Annotated in this window: 21 protein-coding genes and 3 tRNA genes; 7 read left to right on the forward strand and 17 right to left on the reverse strand. The window is 55.2% G+C overall.

Annotated features, from left to right (window positions below; all coding sequences use genetic code 11):
* Positions 1-2: 2 nt before the first annotated feature.
* Positions 3-449, forward strand: a complete 447-nt coding sequence (locus UF64_RS11325) for an Rrf2 family transcriptional regulator (protein ID WP_008891472.1) — start codon at positions 3-5, stop codon at positions 447-449.
* A gap of 81 nt (positions 450-530) precedes the next feature.
* Here the strand turns inward: UF64_RS11325 and UF64_RS11335 are convergent, their stop codons facing one another.
* Positions 531-2,378 (reverse strand): DEAD/DEAH box helicase, encoded by a 1,848-nt coding sequence (locus UF64_RS11335; RefSeq protein WP_052657595.1) that lies wholly within the window; start codon positions 2,376-2,378, stop codon positions 531-533.
* 211 nt (positions 2,379-2,589) lie between these two features.
* Here UF64_RS11335 and UF64_RS11340 point away from each other — a divergent pair, with 211 nt between their 5' ends.
* Together UF64_RS11340 and UF64_RS11345 are read left to right on the forward strand one after the other, a co-directional pair.
* Positions 2,590-3,150, forward strand: coding sequence for a hydrolase (locus UF64_RS11340; protein WP_052657597.1), 561 nt, complete (start codon positions 2,590-2,592; stop codon positions 3,148-3,150).
* On the forward strand, positions 3,147-3,908 hold the full coding sequence (locus UF64_RS11345) for an alpha/beta fold hydrolase (protein WP_044828656.1): 762 nt from the start codon (positions 3,147-3,149) through the stop codon (positions 3,906-3,908). The genes UF64_RS11340 and UF64_RS11345 overlap by 4 nt, the downstream gene beginning before the upstream one ends.
* Here the strand turns inward: UF64_RS11345 and UF64_RS11350 are convergent.
* Together UF64_RS11350 and parE are read right to left on the reverse strand one after the other, a co-directional pair.
* Positions 3,905-4,504 (reverse strand): hypothetical protein, encoded by a 600-nt coding sequence (locus tag UF64_RS11350; protein WP_152630677.1) that lies wholly within the window; start codon positions 4,502-4,504, stop codon positions 3,905-3,907. The genes UF64_RS11345 and UF64_RS11350 overlap by 4 nt on opposite strands.
* 179 nt (positions 4,505-4,683) lie before the next feature.
* Positions 4,684-6,666: a DNA topoisomerase IV subunit B gene (parE, locus tag UF64_RS11355; RefSeq protein ID WP_044828658.1), complete on the reverse strand. Its 1,983-nt coding sequence runs from the start codon at positions 6,664-6,666 to the stop codon at positions 4,684-4,686.
* A 295-nt stretch (positions 6,667-6,961) separates the two neighbouring features.
* Between parE and UF64_RS11360 the strand changes: the two genes are divergently transcribed.
* Positions 6,962-7,387, forward strand: a complete 426-nt coding sequence (locus UF64_RS11360; protein ID WP_044828659.1) for an acyl-CoA thioesterase — start codon at positions 6,962-6,964, stop codon at positions 7,385-7,387.
* 30 nt (positions 7,388-7,417) lie between these two features.
* Entirely contained in the window at positions 7,418-7,837 is a 420-nt protein-coding gene (locus tag UF64_RS11365; RefSeq protein ID WP_082049712.1) for a hypothetical protein, read from the forward strand.
* Here the strand turns inward: UF64_RS11365 and UF64_RS11370 are convergent.
* Both UF64_RS11370 and UF64_RS11375 read right to left on the reverse strand, forming a co-directional pair.
* On the reverse strand, positions 7,834-8,610 hold the full coding sequence (locus UF64_RS11370; RefSeq protein WP_044828661.1) for a sulfite exporter TauE/SafE family protein: 777 nt from the start codon (positions 8,608-8,610) through the stop codon (positions 7,834-7,836). The genes UF64_RS11365 and UF64_RS11370 overlap by 4 nt on opposite strands.
* Positions 8,611-8,639: 29 nt before the next feature.
* On the reverse strand, positions 8,640-10,568 hold the full coding sequence (locus UF64_RS11375; RefSeq protein WP_044828662.1) for a primary-amine oxidase: 1,929 nt from the start codon (positions 10,566-10,568) through the stop codon (positions 8,640-8,642).
* A 356-nt stretch (positions 10,569-10,924) separates the two neighbouring features.
* Here UF64_RS11375 and UF64_RS11380 point away from each other — a divergent pair, with 356 nt between their 5' ends.
* Positions 10,925-11,959, forward strand: a complete 1,035-nt coding sequence (locus UF64_RS11380) for an AraC family transcriptional regulator (protein WP_052657599.1) — start codon at positions 10,925-10,927, stop codon at positions 11,957-11,959.
* 11 nt (positions 11,960-11,970) lie between these two features.
* On the opposite strand, the gene UF64_RS11385 is transcribed toward UF64_RS11380, so the two are convergent.
* The 12 genes from UF64_RS11385 to UF64_RS11445 form a co-directional block, all read right to left on the reverse strand.
* On the reverse strand, positions 11,971-13,023 hold the full coding sequence (locus UF64_RS11385) for a dipeptidase (RefSeq protein WP_052657601.1): 1,053 nt from the start codon (positions 13,021-13,023) through the stop codon (positions 11,971-11,973).
* 11 nt (positions 13,024-13,034) lie between these two features.
* Positions 13,035-13,799 (reverse strand): ABC transporter ATP-binding protein, encoded by a 765-nt coding sequence (locus UF64_RS11390; RefSeq protein ID WP_044828663.1) that lies wholly within the window; start codon positions 13,797-13,799, stop codon positions 13,035-13,037.
* An 11-nt stretch (positions 13,800-13,810) separates the two neighbouring features.
* Positions 13,811-14,653: an ABC transporter ATP-binding protein gene (locus UF64_RS11395; protein ID WP_044828664.1), complete on the reverse strand. Its 843-nt coding sequence runs from the start codon at positions 14,651-14,653 to the stop codon at positions 13,811-13,813.
* A 2-nt stretch (positions 14,654-14,655) separates the two neighbouring features.
* Positions 14,656-15,588 carry a nickel transporter permease gene (nikC, locus tag UF64_RS11400; protein ID WP_044828665.1) on the reverse strand — a complete coding sequence of 311 codons (933 nt, stop codon included), beginning with the start codon at positions 15,586-15,588 and terminating at the stop codon, positions 14,656-14,658.
* A 2-nt stretch (positions 15,589-15,590) separates the two neighbouring features.
* A complete protein-coding gene (locus UF64_RS11405) occupies positions 15,591-16,658 on the reverse strand; it encodes an ABC transporter permease (protein WP_082049713.1) in 1,068 nt (355 codons plus the stop codon).
* A gap of 26 nt (positions 16,659-16,684) precedes the next feature.
* Complete coding sequence (locus UF64_RS11410; RefSeq protein WP_044828666.1) at positions 16,685-18,274, reverse strand: ABC transporter substrate-binding protein; 1,590 nt, start codon at positions 18,272-18,274, stop codon at positions 16,685-16,687.
* 409 nt (positions 18,275-18,683) lie between these two features.
* Positions 18,684-18,760 (reverse strand) — tRNA-Asp (locus UF64_RS11415).
* Between the two features lie 186 nt (positions 18,761-18,946).
* Positions 18,947-19,023, reverse strand: a tRNA-Asp gene (locus tag UF64_RS11420).
* Between the two features lie 244 nt (positions 19,024-19,267).
* Positions 19,268-19,344, reverse strand: a tRNA-Asp gene (locus UF64_RS11425).
* Between the two features lie 283 nt (positions 19,345-19,627).
* A complete protein-coding gene (locus UF64_RS11435) occupies positions 19,628-20,182 on the reverse strand; it encodes a hypothetical protein (protein WP_044828668.1) in 555 nt (184 codons plus the stop codon).
* Positions 20,179-20,673 (reverse strand): response regulator, encoded by a 495-nt coding sequence (locus tag UF64_RS11440; RefSeq protein WP_044828669.1) that lies wholly within the window; start codon positions 20,671-20,673, stop codon positions 20,179-20,181. Before UF64_RS11440 ends, UF64_RS11435 begins: the two co-directional genes overlap by 4 nt.
* Before the next feature lie 285 nt (positions 20,674-20,958).
* Complete coding sequence (locus UF64_RS11445) at positions 20,959-21,432, reverse strand: dCMP deaminase family protein (RefSeq protein WP_044828670.1); 474 nt, start codon at positions 21,430-21,432, stop codon at positions 20,959-20,961.
* Between the two features lie 286 nt (positions 21,433-21,718).
* Between UF64_RS11445 and pyk the strand changes: the two genes are divergently transcribed.
* Complete coding sequence (gene pyk / locus UF64_RS11450) at positions 21,719-23,140, forward strand: pyruvate kinase (protein WP_044828671.1); 1,422 nt, start codon at positions 21,719-21,721, stop codon at positions 23,138-23,140.
* The last annotated feature ends 150 nt before the right edge of the window (positions 23,141-23,290 follow it).

A 23,290-nucleotide genomic window follows, 5' to 3' on the forward strand; every position in this document is an offset into this window, starting at 1 on the left:
CGATGATGTCCTTGCAAAAGGCAACGCTGTTTGCCCTTTATGCCGTGCTGGAACTGGCCGAAGATACTGACCGCCAGCTTTCGGCATCGGAAATTGCCGAGCGGTACAATATTTCGACCAACCATCTGGCAAAGGTCCTGCGCGATCTGGGCCGGGCGGGGCTTGTTGAATCGGTCCGTGGGGCTGGTGGTGGCTATCGTTTCTGTGGCAATGCCAAGCGCACGACACTTCTGGATGTGGTGCAGCTGTTTGAGGAGGTCGGCACAAGCCCATCCAACAGCATCGTGCAGAATACCAATGCCGGTGCGGCCCTGAGCATGGTGATGGATGAGATCGAAGAGATCACCCATGCGACGTTGCTGTCGATCACGATCGAGACGATGTTGAAATTGATGCGCAAGCGTCGCCCGGAAAAACCGACATCCACCGGATTGTTCCGCGCGGTTTAACGCATCCGCCAGACCAAAGCACAGATACACAAAAGGCCGTCAGATCACTCTGACGGCCTTTTAAATTGCGTCGTTAAAAGCTTAGCTTTCGCTTTCGGTCGGGGCCGGAGCGGTTTCGTTGCTTTCCGGGGCGCTTTCAAAAGCTTCAGCTGCCTCTGCCTTTGGGGCAGCCTTTTTGCGCGGACGGCGCGGAGCACGCTTTTTGACTTCCTTGGCCGGTGCGGCCTCGGACGTTGCTTCGCTTGCGGCTTCTACCGGTGCCTCGGTTGCTTCAGCAGCGACTGGTGCTGCGTCCTCGGCCGGGGCTTCGTCGGCTTTCTTCCTGGGCGAACGGCGCGGCTTTTTGGCAGCGGTCGATTTCGACTTTTCAGCTGGCTTGCGCTTGGACGCGGCGGCCTTTTTGGGTGCTTCTTCTTCTGCCTCGGGCTTTTTGCCAAGGCTTGAAGCCGGAACTTCGGTCAGAAGGAAGCTTGGCACGTGATCGCCAAAGCCAATAACCGGTTTGTCGTCGCGGTCATCACGGTCGCGGCGGTTGTTCCGGTTGTTGCGATCATTCCGGTTGTTGCCGCGATCATTATTACGATCGTTGTTCCGTGCTTCGCGGGCAGGAGCCTTTGATGCAGGTGCGCTATCGGCTTCTTTCTGCGGCTGTGCTTCGGCCTGTGCCGGCTTGCTGGTTTCTGCCACGTCCTTTTTGTCCGACTTGTTGTCGGATCTTGCCGGACGCGCAGATTTGTCATCGCGGCTGTTGGACTTACGGCTTTTCTTGTTGCGACGCTTCTTGCCGGTGAAGTCGAGTTCCAGCGTTTCAATGCCGTCAATCTCGGTCAGCGGGATGTCCATGTTGATCGTTTTATTGATCGCAGCGACCAGTTTGCCGTCTTCGGGCACGGCAAGGGTAAAGGCCTTGCCATCGCGGCCAGCACGGCCAGTACGACCGGTACGGTGGACGTAATCTTCGGCGTTGAAGGGAACGTCGAAGTTAAAGACGTGCGATACGTCAGAAACATCAATGCCGCGTGCGGCAACGTCGGAGCAAACCAGAAGCGTGATGTCGCCCGATTTGAACTTTGCCAGCGTTTCGGTACGTTCGCTTTGGGCCAGATCGCCATGCATGCGGCCGGCATTGAAGCCGTGCTTGGTCAGCGATTTATAAAGAATGTCGACGTCTTTTTTGCGGTTACAGAACACAAAGGCGTTTTTGACATTCTCGGAGCGGATCAGCTGACGCAGGGCTTCGCGCTTGTCGAAGTCGTCCATGACAAGGAGTTTGTGCTCAACGGTGGTCGCCATCGTAGAGGGCGGGGATACCGTGATTTCCTTGGGATTGGACAGGAACTTGTCGGCAAGGCGTTTGATTTCCTTGGGCATGGTCGCCGAGAAGAAAAGCGTCTGGCGCTGCGTTGGCAGCATCTTGACGATCTTTTCGATGTCGGGAATGAAGCCCATGTCGAGCATGCGGTCGGCTTCGTCAATGACGAGCAGCTTGCAATCAGAAAGCAGAAGCTTGCCGCGCTCGAACGTGTCGATCAGGCGGCCCGGGGTTGCGATGATGACATCGGCCCCCTTTTCAAGAACCTTGCTTTGTTCAGCTGCAGATTCGCCACCAATGATCAGTGCCTTGGACAGCGAGATATACTTGCCATAGGTGTCAAAGTTCGCAGCGACCTGGGTTGCCAGTTCGCGGGTCGGTTCCAGAATGATGGAACGCGGCATCCGCATGCGGGCGCGACCATGATGGAGGATATCAAGCATCGGCAGGGTGAAGCTGGCCGTTTTGCCCGTGCCCGTTTGCGCACAGCCCAGAATGTCGCGTGCCATCAGCACCGACGGAATAGCTTGGGCCTGGATCGGGGTGGGGGTGTCGTAGCCGGCATCAGAGACGGCTTTGAGGATATCTTCGCTCAGACCGAGATCGGCGAAATTCATATGGTTCGTTTTCCCGCAATGAAATGCGTTAAGGTTAAGCAGATCGCTAAAAATCTGATTGCGTCGTAAAGCCAAGCCTTAATTAAGTCAAGAAAAACGCCGCGTAAATGGCTTTGAAAACCCATTCTGAGGTGTTTGAGAGGCTTGTTTGCAACAATTTGGCAGCGTAACTTATCTTTACGAACAATATTCGGGGAGAAAACCGGTGCTGATGGATGCAACGCGTTCAAGTTTGCTGATAATCGACGTTCAGGAGAAACTCTATCCGGCCTGCCAAGACCCGGATCAGATCATTGCCAATTGCTGTTTTCTGGTGAAATGCGCCAATCGTCTTGAGGTGCCGGTGATCGTCACCGAACAGTATCCCAAGGGGTTGGGACATACAGCCAAGCCGATTGTCGATCTGCTTGAAAAGCCGGGCGATACATCCAAGGGCGGCAACGTTGTTTCCAAGGTGGCGTTTTCGGCCATTCCGGCTGACGGCTTTATCGACAAGATGGAAGAAAACCCGGGGCGTGATCAGGTCGTGGTCATTGGCATGGAAACCCATGTTTGCGTGCTGCAGACCGTGATGGATCTGATCGAGCGGGGGCGCGAGGTTTATGTTGTGGCTGATGCGGTGACATCGCGCAGCCAGCAGGACAAGATTTTCGGCCTTGAGCGCATGCGTGATGCCGGGGCGAAGATTGTGACCCGTGAAAGCGTGATGTTTGAATGGCTTCGGGTGGCCGGCACGCCGGAATTCAAGGAATTGAGTGCGCTGATTAAATGAGTTCGACCTCAGAACAACTGACCGGGCACGCCTATGATGATGGCGTGCCCGTTGTGTTTTTATCGGGCATGTTGGCCGATCAACGCATGTGGCATCCGGCGTTAGCGGCCTATGAGGATTTAGCGGGTGCCTCAAAGCGTGCGATCACGCCCGTATTTTGCGAATTGTTCGATCAGGACACGGTGGAGGAGATGGCGCGTGCGGTGCTGGAAGTCGCACCGGATCGCTTTGCGCTGGCGGGCATGTCGATGGGGGGCTACGCCGCCTTGGAAATCCTGAGGCAGGCTGGCGCGCGGATCAGTCACCTGATGCTGGTGAATACTAGGGCGACGGCAGACAGCGATGCGGTGCGCCGAAGGCGGTTATTGCTGTCGCGTATTGTCACGGCCAAGGAGCCGTTTGTGGCGGTCAATGACGGGATGCTTGATGAAATGCTGCATCCCGATAACCGCGATGATGCGGCGCTGGTGTCACTGATCACCAAGATGGGCGATGATTGCGGAGTAGGTGTTTTCGAACGCCAGAACCACGCAGTTGCCATGCGTCCGGACAGCATGGCGGACTTGGGTAATGTGAATGTGCCGTGCAGTGTCATCGTTGGCACGCATGACCGGATCATCAGCCCGGAAAGCCACCGGGAAATGGCAGATGCCATCCCCAGTGCGACGTATCAGGAAATTTCCGGTGCCGGGCATTACGCACCGCTCGAGCAGCCTATGGTCTTTGCCCAAGCACTAGCCGAACTTCTTAGGCGTTAGCAACTTGGCAGGAACGGGCTGCAGTAACGGTCATCATTGTTGCGCAAGTGACGCGGGAATAGTTGGTAGTTGATTGTATCTGCATTGTTTTCGACCTGTTCGGCAAATTGCGCTTTGTTGAAGTGGGCGCGGGTTTCCGAGATGATCTTGTCCCCAACGCAGAAGCCAAAGCGAACAGTGATTGTATCGGCTGTTTCATCAACAGGGAGAGATTTGGGATCGCTGCAAAGCTTGCCGCGCATGGTGGATTGTTCCGGATTAACGACGGTAACCATGCGGCTTTCGGGTTTGATGGTTTCGCCGTCTTCGATGTCAGCTGGATCGGTCACGAACCTTAGGCGTGGCGGATAACCATGATTGGACATGGCCGCACTCCAGAAATCATCCGTGAAAGTGTTACTGGCATCAACGATTTCGAGCATCATCACCCGGCTTGGCGCACCTGCGGTCTTGAAGCTTTGCACTTCGGTGACTTCGTAGTGGGCGCGCTCAATCGCTGCGATATTACATCCGGCCAGAAGCACAAGGCCACTTGCAGCTGCAGCAATTGATATCGTGCCTTTGACGGCGGAGCGGAGTTCAATGCGCGGTTTCATAACAACAATCCCTTGGGGAGCTTTGATCAGTGTTAGGAGCATACCCCTGAATATTGTCTGAAAATTGCCGAAGTCACGCGATTGGGCGGATTTTTTCGGATGGGCGTTGTTTCGTCATTGAACAGTAAACAAAAAACCCGGCGCGAAGGCCGGGTTTTGTTGATGGTTTCGTGTGCTGATCAGACGTCGATATCTTCGACGAAGCGGGCATGTTCCTGAATGAACTGGAAGCGTAGCTCCGGCTTTTTGCCCATCAGGCGGGTGACCAGATCCTTGGTCTGACCACGGGCATCGGGTTCGGCTGCATCGGGCAGGGTCACACGCAGAAGGGTGCGTTTCTTGTGCGCCATGGTGGTTTCACGCAGTTGGGCCGGGGGCATTTCACCCAGACCCTTAAATCGGGAAATCTCGACCTTGTTCGGGTTCTTGAACTCGGTTTCGAGGATGGTTTCTTTTTCGGCGTCATCCATGGCGTAGATCGATTTGCCACCCTGCGTCAGGCGATAAAGTGGCGGCATCGCAAGGTAGAGATGGCCACTTTCGATCAGGCCCGGCATTTCCTGATAGAAGAAGGTCATCAGGAGGGATGCGATATGAGCACCATCGACGTCAGCATCGGTCATGATGATGATGCGTTCATAACGCAGATCGTTGAGACGGAAATCGGACCCTGAACCGCAGCCAAAGGCCTCGATCATGTCCTTGATTTCCTGGTTGGCCATCATCTTTTCGCGGGTGGCAGAAGCCACGTTAAGGATCTTACCACGCAGCGGCAGGACAGCCTGGGTTTCGCGGTCACGGGCCTGCTTGGCAGAACCACCTGCGGAATCACCCTCCACCAGGAAGATTTCAGTGCCAGCCGCGATCGAACGCGAACAGTCGGCAAGTTTACCCGGCAGACGCAGGCGACGGGTGGCCGACTGACGCTTGGTTTCCTTTTTCTCCTTGCGGCGCTGACGTTCCTCAGCACGCAGGATGATGCGTTCGAGCAGACGCTTGGCGTTTTCGGTGTCGCCTGTCAGCCAGTGGTCAAAGTGGTCACGTACCGCGGTTTCAACCAGTTTGGTGGCACCCGGCGTGCCCAGCTTTTCCTTGGTCTGGCCCTGGAACTGCGGATCGGGAATAAACACCGACAGCATGATGCAGCCGCCGCCAAAGACGTCTTCTGCTGTGATGGCTGCGGCCTTTTTCTGACCGAGCATATCGCCATAGGCCTTGATTGCCTTGGTCAGTGCATAGCGGAAGCCAGCCTCGTGCGTGCCGCCAAGCGGGGTCGGGACCGTGTTACAGTAGGAATGGAAATAGCCTTCACCGCTTTCCGGCCAGCCAATCGCCCATTCGACGCGACCGGCACTGTCGGAAAACTTGGCTTCGCCCGCGAACGGACGATCCGTGACCAGTTCGCGGCCCTCAAGGGTCATCTCAAGGTAATCGAGAATACCGTTGGGGAATTTCAGAACTTCCTGCTGAGGGGTCGGGTCGTCACTTGTCAGAAGCGACGGGTCAACCGACCAGCGGATTTCAACACCCTTGTAGAGATAGGCCTTGGAGCGCGCCATGCGGAAGATGGTCGCTGCCTTAAGCTTCGCACGCGCGCCAAAAATCTCGGGATCTGGTTTGAAGATAACCGTGGTGCCGCGGCGATTGTTGATCGCGCCGCCATCCTGCAGCGGACCGAGCGGGGTACCCCTGGAATATTCCTGAAACACCATCTTGCGATCACGGCAGACTTCAACGCGGAATTTCTCGGTCAGCGCGTTCACCACCGACATACCGACACCGTGCAAACCGCCCGAGGTCTCATAGGCCTTGCCCGAGAACTTACCACCGGAGTGGAGCGTCGTCAGGATCACCTCAAGGGCCGATTTGTCGGGAAATTTCGGATGCGGGTCGGTCGGAATGCCGCGCCCGTTATCGCGCACCAGCACGGTATTATCCGGCTGCAGTTCCAGTTCGATCCAATCGGCGTGGCCTGCGACCGCTTCGTCCATCGAGTTATCGAGAATTTCCGCGACCAGGTGATGCAAGGCAGCATCATCGGTGCCGCCGATATACATACCGGGGCGTCGACGGACGGGCTCGAGGCCCTCGAGAACTTCAATATCCTTGGCGGAATAGGCTTTGTCGGTGGACTGGTTTGAATCTTCAAAAAGGTCGGTCATGCCCCGGAACGCAACTTCTTTTATTGTGTTAAAACAAGGCCCAATACCGTATATCTGTTCTTCGATATTCTGGGCTTGGAAGCCTCGGCGCTAAACGAGTACCATATCTTTATCGGTTCGTACCAGATGATCGGTGCGCACCGACCATAAAAATGTGTTTTTGAATCCAATGCAAGTGGTGGTCGCCAAATCCGACCATATTTTAGCAAAGACCGGATGCAGAAAACCGCGACCGGGAGGTCCAATAAAAAAATGACATGTCGAAACAGACGTGTCGCAAACAGGAGTGAGCCTGATGGCGACAGATAAAGAGCAAGCCCTTTTCGCGGAAAGTACGATGCCGCGCGGTGATCTGTGTACCCGAACCCTTGCCATGCCCGCAGATACCAACCCGAGTGGAGATATCTTTGGCGGCTGGCTGATGTCGCAGATGGATATTGCCGGTGGCGTGCTGGCCAGTCAGATTGCCGAAGGCCGTGTTGCGACCATCGCGGTTGATGGCATGACATTCCATCGCCCGGTTTATGTCGGTGATACGGTTTGCGTCTATGGCGATATCGAGAAGATCGGTAATACATCCATGGTGCTGCATCTTGAAAGCTGGGTGCTGCGCAAGAACCAGCCGCCGCGCATCAAGGTGACCGAAGCAACATTCACCTTTGTCGCTATTGATGCCGAAGGCCGCCCGCGCCCGGTCCGCAAGGACGAGGCAGACGTCTAAGCGATCCCAAACAGTTTCAGGAGCCCCGCCATGCAGAACCGAGCCGTGTCCGCCATGTTGACCCGCCTGGTTCTTGTCGGCGGGGCTTTCTTATTTCCCATGCTTGCCGAGGCCGGAGAGGCCGATGTGGTGGCCGCCAAGGCGACCAAAACCGGCAGCGATACTTACCGGTTTGATGTCACGGTCGCACATGAGGATACCGGATGGGATCATTATGCCAATGTCTGGCAGGTGATCGGGCCGGATGGTGCGGTGTTGGGCGAGCGGGTTCTGGCCCATCCGCATGTCAATGAGCAGCCCTTTACCCGGTCTTTGTCCGGTGTGTCGATCCCAAGCGATATTACCGGCGTTACCCTACGGACTGGCGATCTGGTGCATGAATTTGGTGGAGCAGAACTGTATCTTGAATTGCCAAAGCAAGCCGGACAGTCGGTGAGCGTTTCGAACTAAGCCGGCAGACAGAGCGCAATCAGGCCCATGGCCGGTTCCGCCAATGTAAACACCCCAACCAAAATCAGGGCGACGCCAATCGTCCTACGCGCAAGACGACCTAGATGATCGCGGTTGGCGGATCGTTGCAGCAAGCTGATGCCAAGAGCAGCAAGGATCACGGCGGGCAGAGCGGCGATAGCAAAGCACGCCATAAACAATCCGGCCTTGGCAACCGTGCCACTCATCATCGCGGTCAGAAGCGCGTTATAGACCATCGCGCAGGGTGTCAGGCCAAGGGCGGCACCGACTGAGAATTTGCCAAGCCCAGCCCGGAGTGCAAAGGGCGCGGTATTGGGTGTTTGCGTGGTGTGTTGTCGGTATCCACTGGTTGGAATGCTGGCAAGTGCCGGGCGCAAGGCGGCTTGAAACAGGAAATTCGGCACAAGCCGATCAAGGCGGTGGAGTGCCGGGGCTATGCCGATAACTGCCATACCGGAATAGATCACGACCATCCCGGCAATGACGCGCAAGACCGGTTGCCAGCTAGCGGTGACCAGCACGGCATCAAACGCGCCACCAATTCCACCGACCAGAAGGCCGGCAAGAATATAGGTCGTGCTCCGCCCGGCCTGCATCAGAACAAGAGCACGAAATTGCCGGTTGGCAGGGCCCTTATGCAGGCCGCCTGCGGCAAGGATGTTCGAAGCAATTGCCCCGCACATCCCCGCGCAATGCAGGCTGCTGGCAAGACCCAGCAAAAGGCCACTGATAATCACATAATGGATCGACATGATGTCATGTCCTGAGTGCCAAAATCAGATCAGCATTTTGCCGGGCAACTGGCATCGTTCTTTTCCGGTGGCAGGTTGATGCCCGGATTGCCATCAAAGAAGCCCATCGGCATCAGCTTGAAGCCGGTGGTCACACAGGGCTGAACCGGGAAATCTTCCATGCGGACCTGATGATGCAGGCCAAAGACATGCCACATGACAAGGTCGGTGTTATGAAGCGCACGGTCCTTTTTGATGAAATCGCTTAGCCCGCCACGACCATCGGAATGGTTCATGAAATCACCGGCGGGGAAGCGTTCCTCTGGATCGTAAGCGGTGAACCAGACATGGTTTTCAATGAAGCTTGCGCGTTTGCCCGATGGATATTCCGGATTGATGAACGGCGTCACGCAGTTGGTGGCATCAAGCTTGTAGCCGACCGGGCGGCCGGTTTTGCCAAGCTTGTTGGGATTGACGACCTTCCAGTATCGCTGTGAAGCCGGATTGGTTTTGCGGGCTGCTGCCAGTTCGGATTCGAGAACCGTTTCCTTTTCAAAGAACGCGTTGCCATAGGGGTTTTCCGGACCGGGTTCCTCGGCAAAGGTGTTGCATTCAACCGGACTGTTGCCATAGCCATCAATTGCCATATCAAGCCGGGCACACAGGATGTGCTGATGGATCTGACCGGCAACACCCGGGGAGACTTCAACGGCGTATTTGCCGGGTTCACCGGGCAGGCAGGCAGCGGTATTGATGATGCCGGTCGCCTTGACTTCAAATTCGATCATGCCGTCCAGGAACAGGTACCAATAAAGCGCATATTCATAGTTGCCGACTGTGCAGATGGTGGAGATTACCAGCTTGGCGTTGCGGCGGCTTTCGGTGCGTTCGGTACGGAAATCCATGTGTTTCCAAAGCAACCCAGCGTCTTCTTCGTGGATGCAGATGGCATTTTCAATCGTCCAGGGTTCGCCATTCATGGTGTTGAGCGTGACATCAAGATATTTGATCACACCAAGGCAATCACAGCCCAGTGTCAGGGAGTTGGCCAGCTTGCCAATGCCATACTCGCCGATATCAAAGACATTCTTGCGATAATGGCCGTTATCCGGGCTGCCATAGGGCACTGTCATTTCAACGATGGAGGCGCGGTGGATAATCGGGCGACCATTGAATTTGATGTCATGTAGGGTGAGTGATTCACGGGCATTGAAGCCGATCACGAGTTCCCAGTTGCGCCAGGTGATCTTGTTGCCGTCCATTTTGAAGTTCACACCTTCGGGCTGAACGACATTGATCGGTTTGGCTTTGGGCTGGAATTCGTCCTCTTCGAAGAAGTCGGCCTCGTAATTGACTTCGGCCTCGGGGATTGGCGCACCGCCATAATCATCAACCCGAATAACTTCCTTGGATAGCAGATCGACAACCGCGTTCAGGCCTTCGATCGGGTTGGCGTAGAAATTGGAATTTTCGCGTTTGCGCAGCCAGCAAAAAATATGGGCCAGATGGCGGCCTTCTTCGCCCGGTTTGCCGAAATTTCCCGCCGACCATGGATCAACGCAAACCATCGACATGTCGGTGATGCCACGCTTTTTACAGGCTGCGATAAAGGTCGGGTCGGAACAAACGATTTCCTCGATCTCGACAAACTGTTCAAGCTGGATCATCGGGCGCTTGCCCGGCATTTCCTTGGCCGAGATGATTTTTGCAGCTTCCAGATCAAGGACAAGCTTGGTGACACTGACCTTGGTGGCGTCGAACACATTGACGCGTGCCTTGCGCGCAATCGCATCGCCTGGCTGGAAATCGGCCAGCTCATCCTTTTCGGGTTCCATCAGTTCGATGGTTTCAAACAGGGTGTTTTCGCCGTAAGGCGGATCGGCACGGACGATTTCGGCGACCTTGATGATTTCCTCGGCCGTGAGGGGCTGAAGAGGGTGGGTGATTTCGACCTTTTCACTGCTGCAACATTTATCCATTCTTTTTCTCCCTGATGAAGGTGTCTGATCGCAAGCCGGATCAATCCCGGCCGGGCACAGGCAATTGCAACCGCGTTGGTGGCGCGGAGGGGCTTTGAATGGACGTTGTTCCCTGGACTTCAGGCAATTGCCGAAAAACGCGTTTGACCATCGGGGGATGTCGAATGAGCGCGATTTCCCTGATCGGCGATTTTGTATTTTTCTATTTCTAAAACGCTAGCCAAAGCGCGCCGGTCTGTATTTGACATTTGGTGCCAAAATGATCGCTGCGGCTGGCGTCAGGTAGGCAGGTGTCGTTCAATTGGCACATCAATTGAATGCGTTGAATTCGTAACTGCCCATGGAATGGATAACCCATGAAACGTGTTTCGGGTGCCATTGACCGTTCGGTTCTAAACAGCGTGATGGGAATGCTTGGTGAGTCCGGCATCGATCATGTCGGGCTTTCTGCGCGCGCGGGACTTGCTGGGGCGGGGCTTTTCATGTCGCCGCAATCAACGCCGTTGATGATTTTCACCACCATGTTGGAGCTGGCATCGGACGCGACCAACAATCCGGCATTGGGATTATTCCTTGGCGATACATGGGGTTATCGTGGTCTGGGCAAACATGCCGAGATGGTTTTAAGCGCGCCGACACTGGGGCACGGGCTTGAAAAATTCGCGCGCTTTTTCCCGACGCTTCAGGGCAGCACGTCATTCTCACTGTCGGTCGAGGATGGTCAGGCGAAGCTTTCTTACCGTATTGCCGAGCATGCGGTTCGCACCCGAACGCAGGATGCGATTTTCAGCGAAGCGTCCTTTCATTCGCTGTTATCAGCAGCCCTTGGTGAGGATTGGCAGCCAAACTGCATTGATTTTGAACACAGAAATGACCGTGGATTAGGCATTTTTCAGAATCATTTCAAATGTCCGGTGCGTTTGGGGCAGCGTGAAAATGCGCTTTTCCTGCCAGCAACCCTTTTAAATAAACCGATGAAAAACGCCGACCCCGAACGGCATTGGCAGTTGGTCAATGAATTCCAGACCAGGGCCGAACGCCTGAAACAGAATGTCGATCTACCGACTGCGACCAAGGCCTGGATCGTCGCGACACTGTGCCGCCACCGTCAGATTGATGTTCATGACGCGGCAGATGAATTTTCCATGAGCCTGCGCAGCTTCCAGCGCGAGCTTGATCAGGAAGGCACAAGTTTTCGCAAAATCCGCGAAGAGGTACGCGGCGGCATCGCCAGTGACATGCTGCGCCTGACCGACCTTCCGATCCCTGATATCGCAGAGCATCTGGGATATAGCGAGCTGTCAGCATTCAGTCGCGGCTTCAAGGCGATGACTGGCACATCGCCGGGACAATTCAGACGTGAACTGTCCCGGACCAGTGCGGGCCTATAGCGCGGGCTGGCTTAAGACCAGCTTGCCTTGGCAACGCGAAGGAAGTTTTGGCCCATGATTTTATCGACGTCATCGGGTGAATAGTCGATCGAGATCAGGGCATCGGCAAGGGCGGGGAGTTTGCGCGGATCGAATACTGCAGCCCCACCGGCAGCCGGGCCATAGCCGCTTGCGGCGGGCCAGTAGTAATCCTTGTCCACACCATCGGGGAAGTCGTTGGTGCCGGCGACGGAGGGCATGGTATCGAGCCCGATGCCGACATGGTCAATCCCGACCAGATCGACCGCATATTTGATGTGGCGGATCATGTCGGGGACTTCCGGGGCGTTTTTGGATTTGATGAAACGCTGGAAACCGCAAATGCCGATCACGCCACCGGTATCGGCACAGGCCTTGATCTGTTCATCATCAACACAACGTTCGTGGCCACCCAATTCCTTGGGATTAGCGTGGCTGAAGACGACCGGTTTGGATGACACCCGCATGATATCAAGCGAGCTTCGCCGCCCGGTGTGGGAGCAATCCATGATCATGCCGCTATTGTTCACGGCCTTGACCATTTCAACACCGAGATCGGTCAGCGGGATGTCGACATCATGGCAGCCACCGGCGACCGAGTTGTTGCGGTTATAGGCAAAGTGGATCTGTTTTACGCCAAGCTTGGCAAAGGCCGGCACCATTTCGGGCATGTCTTGCAGCATGACCGAACCTTCAAGATCAAACCCGACACCGAGCAGCCCCTTGGATTTGGCGGTTGCCAGATCATCGAAACTTTCGATCTGCATGTATTTGTCGGGGTGGGCGGCGATCTTGGCGCGGAAGGCCGCGATCACGCGCAGGATATGGGCAACGCTGTTCATATCCATGCCGACATTCACACAGACATAATCGACATGACCCGCGACGTAGGTATCAAGCAGGTCTGCCGGTGTCTTTTCATCAAGCGGCAGGCACGCATGGGCATCCCAGGTGAAGGCCGGGATATGCTTGCGCTGATAGTTGGTCAGTTTGCTGTCAGCCGGTGCGAAGGGTGTTGCGAAGCTAAGCGTGGTGGCGGAAGTCATGGTTTCTCCGGTCAGTCCCAGTCGACAAAACTGTCAATAACGGCGCGGTCATAACCGCCAGCAGCCTTGTAAAGCTGTTGCGAGTAGGGATGTTCAAGCGTGCCTTCGGCCAACTGGGTGGCGCTGGCGCGTTCGACAATGCGGCCATGGTTCATGATGGCAATATCGTCGCACATATGCGCCACCACGGCGAGGTCGTGACTGACCATAATGTAGGTCAGGCCAAGCTCCCGGCGCAAGCGACTGAGCAGATTAAGCACTTCGGCCTGAATTGACACATCAAGGGCCGAGGTCGGTTCATCAAGCAACAGAATCTTGGGTTCAAGGATCAGGGCGCGGGCAATCGCGACACGCTGGCGCTGGCCACCGGAAAGCTGATGTGGATAGCGGAAGCGGAACGAGTTATCGAGCCCGACCTGTTCGAGTGCCTGCACGACGCGGGCATCAGAATCGCCAAGTCCGTGGATATTAACCGGCTCGGTCAGGATGCGGTCAATCGTGTGACGCGGGTGTAGCGATCCGAACGGGTCCTGAAACACCATTTGCACAAGGCGATAAAAAGCCTTGTCGCGTTTGGGGCCGAGTTCCTTGTTATTGACAAGAATTTCGCCTTCCCAGTCATCGACCAGACCGGTGATGGTGCGCAGCACCGTTGATTTGCCCGAACCCGATTCACCGACAAGCCCGAAGGAGCCGTTTTTCGGCACCTTGATGTCGACATCCTTGAGAACGTGGTTGTCGTCAAACCAGGCATTGAGTTTGTTGATTTCAATCATCTGATTTCCCCTTAGCCTTCGGCCCAGCTTGCTTCGCGTTCAAGGATCGGCAGATCAGAATGATCGCCATCCATTTTCGGCAAGCAGTTGAGGAGCCCCTTGGTGTAGGGGTGTTTGGCTTCGTGCAGGGCAGAGGCCTTGATTTCTTCGACGACAAGGCCCTGATACATCACCAGCACGCGGTCGCAGAAGCTTGAAACCAGATGCAGGTCGTGGCTGATGAAAATCAGCGCCATGCCACGATCGCGCACAAGGTCATCAAGAATTGCCATGACCTGAAGCTGCACGGTGACATCAAGGGCCGAGGTCGGTTCATCGGCGATGATCAGTTCTGGATCGGGGATCAGCATCATGGCGATCATGACGCGCTGTCCCATGCCGCCCGAAACTTCATGCGGGTAAGAGTTAAACACGCGCTCGGGATCGCGGATTTTAACGGCATCGAGCATGTCTATCGCGCGGTGGCGGGCTTCCTTGGCATTGACTTTATGGTGTTCGCGGTAGGCCTCGATGATCTGATCGCCAATGGTCATGACAGGGTTCAGCGAATATTTCGGGTCCTGCATGATCATGGAAATGCGTGCACCACGCACCTTGCGCCATTGTTTCGGCGTCAGGTTGGCCAGATCGACATCGTGGAATTTCAGCTGATCGGCGGTGATTTTGCCGTTGGCGGCTGTCAGGCCCAGAATGGCGCGCCCGGTCTGGGATTTGCCGGAACCTGATTCGCCCACAATACCAAGCCGTTCACGGCCAAGGTCGAACGACACACCACGCACGGCATGGACATCGCCCTTGGGCGTGTTGAACATGACTTCGAGGTTTTTGACCGACAGAAGGGTTTCATTTGACATGATCAATCGCCTCCACGTGGGTCAAGAACATCACGCAGGCCGTCACCAAGAAGGTTGAAGCCGAGGCTGACGATGAAGATGGCAATCCCCGGAACCGTGGCGACCCACCACTGTTCAAGCAGGAACTGACGGCCATCAGAAACCATCGCCCCCCATTCGGGCATCGGTGGCTGTGCGCCAAGACCCAGGAAGCCAAGACCGGCCGCAATCAGGATCATGCCCGCCATATCAAGGGTGACACGCACGACAAGCGAGCTTATGCACATCGGCATGATGTGGCCAGCGATCAGACCCATGTTCGACGCACCCTGAAGACGGGCGGCTTCGATGAAGTCGGACTTGCGTACCGTAATGGTTTCGGCACGTGCGATGCGGGCATAAGGCGGCCATGCGGTAATCGCAATCGCAAGAATGGCGTTTTCCAGTCCCGGTCCAAGCGCCGAGACAAATGCCAGCGCCAGGATCAGTTTCGGGAAGGCTAGGAAGATATCGGTGATGCGCATCAGCGTGGCATCAATCCAGCCGCCGAAATAGCCCGCAGCCGTACCGACCAGAAGGCCAAGCGGGGCGGCGGTAATGGCCACAAGGCCAACAATCAGAAGCGTGTATTGCGCGCCATAGATCAGACGCGACAGGATATCGCGCCCCAACTGATCGGTGCCAAACCAGTGATCGGCACTGGGCGGCTGAATACGGTTGGCAAGATCGGCGGCCAAGGGATCATAGGGGGCCAGAAGCGGGGCAAAGATCGTTACCAGAATAAGCCCGATCACGATGGATAACCCGATCATGGCAAGGCGGTTTTCGGTAAATTTGATCCAGCCCAGCCACGCGCGACCGCATTTGGCCTGCCAGCGCGATTTTGGCGTATCGGACGTCAGCCATTGTTTCAGGCCGGTTTGCGATGTCTGCGAAGTGTTTGTCTGTGTTGTCATGATTATCTCCGCGCTCTGGGGTCGAGCAGGCGGTAGAGCACGTCAGAAAGCATGTTTACGCCGATAAAGACTGCACCCACCACGATCGTGCCGCCGAGAACCGCGTTCATATCGGCGTTGAGCAACGAGTTGGTGATGTAAAGGCCAAGGCCCGGCCATGCGAAGATGATTTCGGTCAGAACCGATCCTTCGAGCAGGTTGGCATAGGAAAGCGCAATCACGGTCACCAGCGGTACCATGACGTTGCCAAGGGCATGACGCCAGATGATGCGATGTTCGGAAATGCCTTTGACCCGTGCGGTCAGGATGTATTCCTGGCTAAGCTGTTCGAGCATGAAGGAACGGGTCATGCGTGCGATATAAGCCAGCGAGAAGTAAGCAAGGATCGATGCCGGGAGAACAATGTGTGAGACAGCGTTCCAGAACAGATCCATGTCGCCTTCGATCAGGGTATCGATCAGCATCAGACCGGTGGTCGGTTCAATGAAATCGGCATAGAACGAATCAAGGCGTCCGGGACCTGCGACCCAATCGAGCTTCATATAAAATACCAGAAGCCCCATCAGGCCCAACCAGAAGATCGGCATCGAATAACCGGCCAGACCAATCACGCGCACCACGTGATCAGGCCATTTTCCCTTGTTGATCGCGGCAAAAACGCCAGCAGGAATACCAAGGAAAACACCGATGATGGTTGCAAGGGTTGCCAGTTCAAGGGTTGCTGGAAACACGCGCTTGATATCGTCAAGCACGGAGTTTGACGTCAGCACCGACTGGCCAAAATTGCCCTGCAGGACATTGGAAATATAGATAAAGAATTGCTGCCAAAGGGGCAGGTTGAGACCCATTTCCTCGCGCACGCGGTCATAGACGGCTTGCGGGGCGCGGTCACCAACAGCTGCCAGAACCGGATCAATCGGCAAAACACGACCGATCAGGAAGGTGACAAGCAGCAGACCAAAGAATGTAATGGCAAGTGAAAAGACCAGCCGCAGGACAGTTGCCGTGGGGCCGGAAGCGAAACGGGCGCGGTTGCGCCCGTCCCGTTTATTGCGTTTAACAGCGGACATTACGACCGTTGTCTCCTTCGTCGAGATTAGTCTTTGGTGACGTAACGATAATAGTTGTTATCGAATGACGGACCGAGGACGAAGTTGTTCACGTTACCGCGCATGGATGCGATTTCGGTTTCCTGGAACATGATCACGAACGGACCATTTTCAAGAACGTCTTTCTGAAGATCGACATACATGGCAGCACGTTTGGCGTCGTCGCGCTCAAGGGTCGCTGCATCAGTTTTCGCAGTCAGATCACCGGCATCCCAGGAGTTACGCCATGCGAGCGGCTTGGCAGCAGCATCGTCGGAGTTGTCCGGGTTCCACGCGAAGGTCGATGCGTTGGTGTGCGGATCCTGATAGTCCGGACCCCAGCGACCGATATAGATATCGTGCTGACGCGCGCGGTATTTGGTCAGGGTCTGTTTGCCATCGCCCGGAATGATTTCCAGATTGATGCCGACCTGTGCCCAGGTAGCCTGGATCGACTGTGCCATCGCCATGATCGAGGTGGTGTTACGCGTGTCCATGGTTACGCTGAAACCGTCCGGGTAACCGGCCTCGGCCAAAAGGGATTTGGCTTTTTCGATATCAAGCGAGTAGGGGTTCTCGTTGTACGCACCCAGGAAACCTTCCGGCAGGAAGGCCTGATGGATCTGCGAACGACCAGCCAGGATGGTTTCGGAAATACCTTTGTAATCGACCAGGTATTTCAGAGCTTCGCGGACTTTCGGGTTCGACAGATATTCGTTTTTCTGCGACAGGCCGAGGTACCAGAGGGCACCTTTACCCTTTGACAGCAGCTTGATGTCGTCATTGCCGGAGATCGATGCCAGCTGATCGGCTTCGAGGTTACGGGCAATATCGATATCGCCTTTTTCCAGCAGAAGCTGCTGGGCTGCTGCTTCCTTGACGCTCTGAATGATCACGCGCTTCATTGCCGGCGCGCCATCCCAGTAATCTTCGTTTGCGGTCAGGCTAAGGCTTTCACCCGCGGTCCATTTGTTCAGCTTGAACGGGCCAGAACCGGCATAGTTGGTTTTAAGCCACTCGTGGCCAAGGTCGCCATCGACTTCGTGGGCAAGGACTTCTTCCTTGTCGACAACGGCACCAACGCCTGCGGTCAGGCAGTAGAGCACGAAGCTCGGTGCGTAAGGCTGGTCGACTTCCATGACGAGGGTGGAATCGTCCGTGGCGTAGATCTTTTCCTTGACGTTGTCGGCGGTGAAACCGAACTGGCCGAGGATAAAGGCCGGCGACTGATCAAGCAGGATCACGCGCTGCAGCGAGAAGGCAGCGTCTTCGGCGGTCAGGTCGTTGCCCGACGCGAATTCGATGCCGTCACGGATTTTGAAGGTAAAGGTCTTGCCGTCTTCGGAGACATCCCAGCTTTCGGCAATCACACCATAGATTTTTGAGACATCGTCATTATCGAAGCCGATAAGACGGTCATAGGTGTTACCGGCATATTCAGCGCCGGAGAATTCGAAAATCTGTGCCGGATCAAGCGTGATGATGTCATCAATGGCAAATGCCATGACGAGGGCATTTTTCGGCGTTTCAGCCTTTGCCATCAAAGGTGCGGTAGCGAGCGCGGTCCCCATGACCAGCCCTGCGATAAATTTGCGCATGATGCGCCTCCCGTTTTGTTGTTGTGGGACTGCAGGCCAAACTGAGAATGAAGACAACCAATAAGCATCTTAAGGTGATAGACCTGAGAATCCATGACCGTTTTGGATGCGTTTATGATCATCGACAGACCCAAAAGTGGGGCGGCCCGCACGTAAGTCATCTTTAGGATAGGAAGCTGAGCATAATTTATACGATTAATCAATGACCAATCGGTCAGGATTGCTGTCTAAATCACCAAACAAAATGTTTTCTGACCTGACTGCTGCTTTGCAGTTGTGAGACGCGTTTGGCGCTTCGCCCAAGAGGATATGAGAAGGATGTGATGGGAGAACTCGGGGGGGGAACAAAAAAGCGCCAGCGAATAATCGCGGCGCTTATTTTGTACGTCATTCCCAATCAGGGAGGGAATGGCGCGAGTGACGAGACTTGAACTCGCGGCCTCCGGCGTGACAGGCCGGCGCTCTAACCAACTGAGCTACACCCGCATGGTGCGTGGCGCGGTTTATATAAAGACCGCCCCATGGTGGCAAGTGTTTTTTGACCGATTTTCGAAAGAAAAATATGTGCGTGCGATTTGCCGGTTTGATCAGGGAAAAAGGGGCCAAAATACAAAAAAGCGCCAGCGAATAATCGCGGCGCTTTTTTTGTCGTCATTCCCATCAGGGAGGGAATGGCGCGAGTGACGAGACTTGAACTCGCGGCCTCCGGCGTGACAGGCCGGCGCTCTAACCAACTGAGCTACACCCGCATGGTGTGGCGCGGTTTATATAAGGGGTGGTTCACTCTGGCAAGGGCTTTTTTGCAAAAAAAAGACGGGCCGGAAATTCGGTCACCAAACATCGCCGGACAGCCCCGATGTGCGGGTGTTTGCCAAGCCAAAAACAGGCGCGTAGGCGAGGGGATGAAAGTGATGTGGAAGGCCGGAAAACAAAAAAGCGCCAGCGAAAGATCGCGGCGCTTATTTTGTACGTCATTCCCAATCAGGGAGGGAATGGCGCGAGTGACGAGACTTGAACTCGCGGCCTCCGGCGTGACAGGCCGGCGCTCTAACCAACTGAGCTACACCCGCATGGTGCGTGGCGCGGTTTTTAGCAGTCACTTCATGGCGGCGCAAGCGGTTTTTCGCCAAGTTTTTCAATTTTAAAACCGGTTCTTCTGCCGGTAGAAACCGATCGCGTTCCGGGCGCGCAAAAGTTTGCACGTTCGAACGCGTTTGCAACACAGAATGCGGCGCAAAAGAACAGGACTGTCGGTTTGAAAAAGCGGAAGAAAGATGCGTTCAAGGCAAGCTGTTCATCGGGACGTGTTTGCCGCCCGCAAAGCTTGCTGTTTAACGCCAGAGAGGTGAGGGGCTATTCGCGCGGGTCTTCATAGCGCTCGGTAAGTTTGGTGAGTGCGGCGACGGTTGCCTGTTCAACGGTTGAACCAAAACCGGTCACGCGGCCAGCCAGAATGACATAGAGCGAGTCGATGTGAAGCTGGATTACAAGCAGCTGTTTTTCATTGGCGGTGGTGCGTTCGCCAACGAAGTTTTCCATAGATTTGGCGATCTGGGTCATCAGCGGATACTGGAAGGTTCCGCCAAGTGCCTTGACCGAATAGGCGAGGTCGCCTGCAGCCGTAATCGCCTCAGGCCGTTTGGACTTGTCGCCAAGACCCGCGATCACGGTTTTGCGGCATTCCATCAGATCCTTGCCGATGTCGCGGACAAAGGTTTCTGAACTGCGCTGAACGACCTGTTCGAGTTCTTCGAGCTGTTCAGGGGACAGGTTGATGTCAAATCCCTTAACGAAGTTAACAGCCCGGCGTTTGAGGTCAGTTTGTGCAGGGATAATCTGCACATTCTTTTTTTTCTTAGGTTGTTCAGGCTTCACGATGGCTCCGCTTCCCCAGTCAAAATGGCTCATTCGTCTAGGCTCCTACGGTCAGGACCGTCGAACTCGACCTGTCGACGACGTCGGTCGGGGCCAAAATACGTCCCGGTGTTCACAAATACACGCGGGCGGGTGATGACCGATACAAGGCGGCTATAAAGTGCCTTGGCATTGAAGGGTTTGGCAAGAAATTCCGTAATGCCAAGATCACGCGCCGTCGTCACATAGCGGTGTTCGGAATGCGCGGTAAGCATAATCACCGGAATGAACCGGTTGGGCGAACTAGTCGAATTGCGCATGACATCAAGGAATTCGAGGCCATCCATGCCATGCAGGCGCCATTCGCAAATCACGATATCAATCTTTTCGGTACGCAGAACATCAAAGGCATCATTCGGCGTTTTTACGCGCTGGATATGACTGGCCCCCAGATAGGCGAGCGTGTCATAGACCACCTGAGCTGAAATCTTGTCCCCGTCAACGATCAGAAAACTAATCTTACTAAAGTCTATTTTCGCGTTCATCCGGCCTCGGTTCCTGAGCATCATCACGAAATGCGTCGCTGTTCAGGAGGATACAGCAGCAAATCATACCCCGTTGCTGACCCGTAAATCCTTATACCTTTGTCTGGTTTCCAGCAAGGCCAAACCGCTTTGAATCCGGCCCGGAAATCTGACAAATACTGACCCGAAGCCAGCGTGTAATATAGAACAGACGACGTTTGCGTCTTATTGTTTTTGGTGCTCGCGCACGGTTCGGACCCACCCAATATTGGGCATTTTTTTTCAGAGTAAAGGGGAAGTTCGTTTTTATTTCATGGGCTTGGTCGTGCCGTCATCATCGATGACCTTAACGGCAACACCGGACTCTTCGAACATTTCCGTCGATATCTTCATATCCTGTTCCCAGCGTTCGAGGAAGTCGGCGGTCAGTTTTGACTTGTCGACATAGACCTCGGCGATGCCGGCCTGAATGATGGCGCGCGCGCAATCGCAGCACGGGAAATGCGTTACATAAAGTGCACAGCCATCAAGGGATGTGCCGGTATAACTGGCGTTATAAATCGCGTTGCGTTCTGCGTGTTCGGTATAGGCGTATTTTTCCGGACGCTGATGGCGGGTTTCGACTTCGTCATCAACCCCGCGCGGAAATCCGTTATAGCCGACCGCGCGAATTTCCTTTTTCGGGCCGATAACAACCGCGCCGACCTGCGTGCTGCGGTCTTTTGACCAGTCTGCAATATGGGCGGCAAGTCCAAGAAAGCGGTGGTGCCATTTGCTCATCAAAAAGGGTCCTGTCTGGGCCAGAGGATCGGTCGGTCTGATCTTTTCATATGACCGGCATGTTTCACCGGTATGCGTTCTTTAAAGAAGGGGCTTCTTGTAATTGTCCAGAGAAAAATCACATTTTTGTAAAGGCATTTAATGAAAAGTCCCTGTTCAAATAGGGGCTGATTGATTATTAAGGGGATACCCCCAGAAACAGATCAGGACCCTTTTCGTCTCGCCGCAGATGCAGGCCGAAGCGGGAAGGATCACGTGTAAACCGAATAACAAGAGGTAGTAGCCGATGCGCCGTCAACGTAAGGCGAAGATCATCGCGACCCTGGGGCCGGCAAGTTCAAAGCCAGAAATCCTCGAAAAGATCGTGCAGTCAGGTGTGGATGTTTTCCGCCTGAACTTCTCGCACGGGGAACACTCAGAACATCTGGCCCGCTTTGAAGCGATCCGCGCCGTCGAAGAAAAACTCGGGCGCCCGATCGGTATTTTGATGGACCTTCAGGGCCCGAAAATTCGTGTCGGGACCTTTGCTGACGAACAGATCGAACTGGCCGCCGGTGACAAATTCAAATTCGACATGGACAAGACGCCGGGCGACAAGAACCGTGTGGCGCTGCCCCATCCCGAAGTTTATGCCGCCCTCAAGCCGGGTGCGAACCTGTTGCTTGATGACGGCAAGCTTCGCATGCAGGTCGACAAATGCGACGACAAGTCAGCGGAATGCACCGTCATTACCGGCGGTCCGCTGTCAAACCGCAAGGGGGTTAACCTTCCCGATGTGATGTTGCCGCTGTCACCGCTGACCGACAAGGACCGTGCCGATCTGGATTACGGTCTGGAAATGGGCGTTGATTTCGTGGCCCTTTCATTTGTTCAGCGCCCCGAAGACGTTGCCGAAGCCCGCAAGATCATTCAGGGCCGTGCCGCGATCGTTTCCAAACTGGAAAAGCCGCAGGCAATTGATCACCTTGATGAGATCGTCGATCTGTCGGACATGATCATGGTTGCCCGTGGTGACCTTGGCGTCGAATGCCCGCCGGAAGATGTTCCGATCCTGCAGAAGCGCATCATCAAGGCCTGCCGCGAAGCCGGCAAGCCGGTGATCGTTGCGACCCAGATGCTTGACTCGATGGTGTCAAACCCGGCGCCGACCCGTGCCGAGGCATCCGACGTCGCGACTGCGATCTATGACGGTGCCGATGCGGTGATGTTGTCGGCCGAAAGTGCGGTGGGTAAATACCCGATCGAAACCGTATCAATCATGGACCGTATTCTGAAGCGCGTGGAGCAGGATGAACTTTATTACCGCATGCGTGACGCCAACCGCCCGGATCCGGAGCATAACGCCCCGGATGCGATCAGTGCGGCTGCCCGTCAGGTGGCAACCACCATCGGCGCAAAAGCGGTTGTGAACTATACTTCGTCCGGCTCAACGGCATTCCGTGCAGCGCGTGAGCGTCCGGAAGTGCAGATCCTTGGCCTGACGCCGCGGATTCAGACCGCACGTCGCCTGGCACTTTGCTGGGGCGTGCATCCGGTCTTTACCCGTGATGCGACCAACTTTGCCGAAATGGTCGGGATTGCAACCGAGGTCGCAAAGCGCGAAGAGTTCGCCGGTCCGGGAGATTCGCTTGTGATTACCGCGGGTGTGCCGTTCGGGACCCCGGGGGCAACCAACATCCTGCGCATCGCGTGGGTCAGCAATAATTAACGCTAAGTACCGCGTTAAATGATTTTCGAAGACGGGCGTCCTTTTTGGGCGCCTGTTTTTGTTTGGATTTGTCCAGGGTAGGGTGGACTTTGCCCGGTATTTTCTGCGCAAAGGGCTTGAGGGCGCATAGCACCCTGTATCGTTAATGTT

Source organism: Thalassospira sp. HJ (assembly GCF_000948415.1).
GTDB lineage: Bacteria > Pseudomonadota > Alphaproteobacteria > Rhodospirillales > Thalassospiraceae > Thalassospira.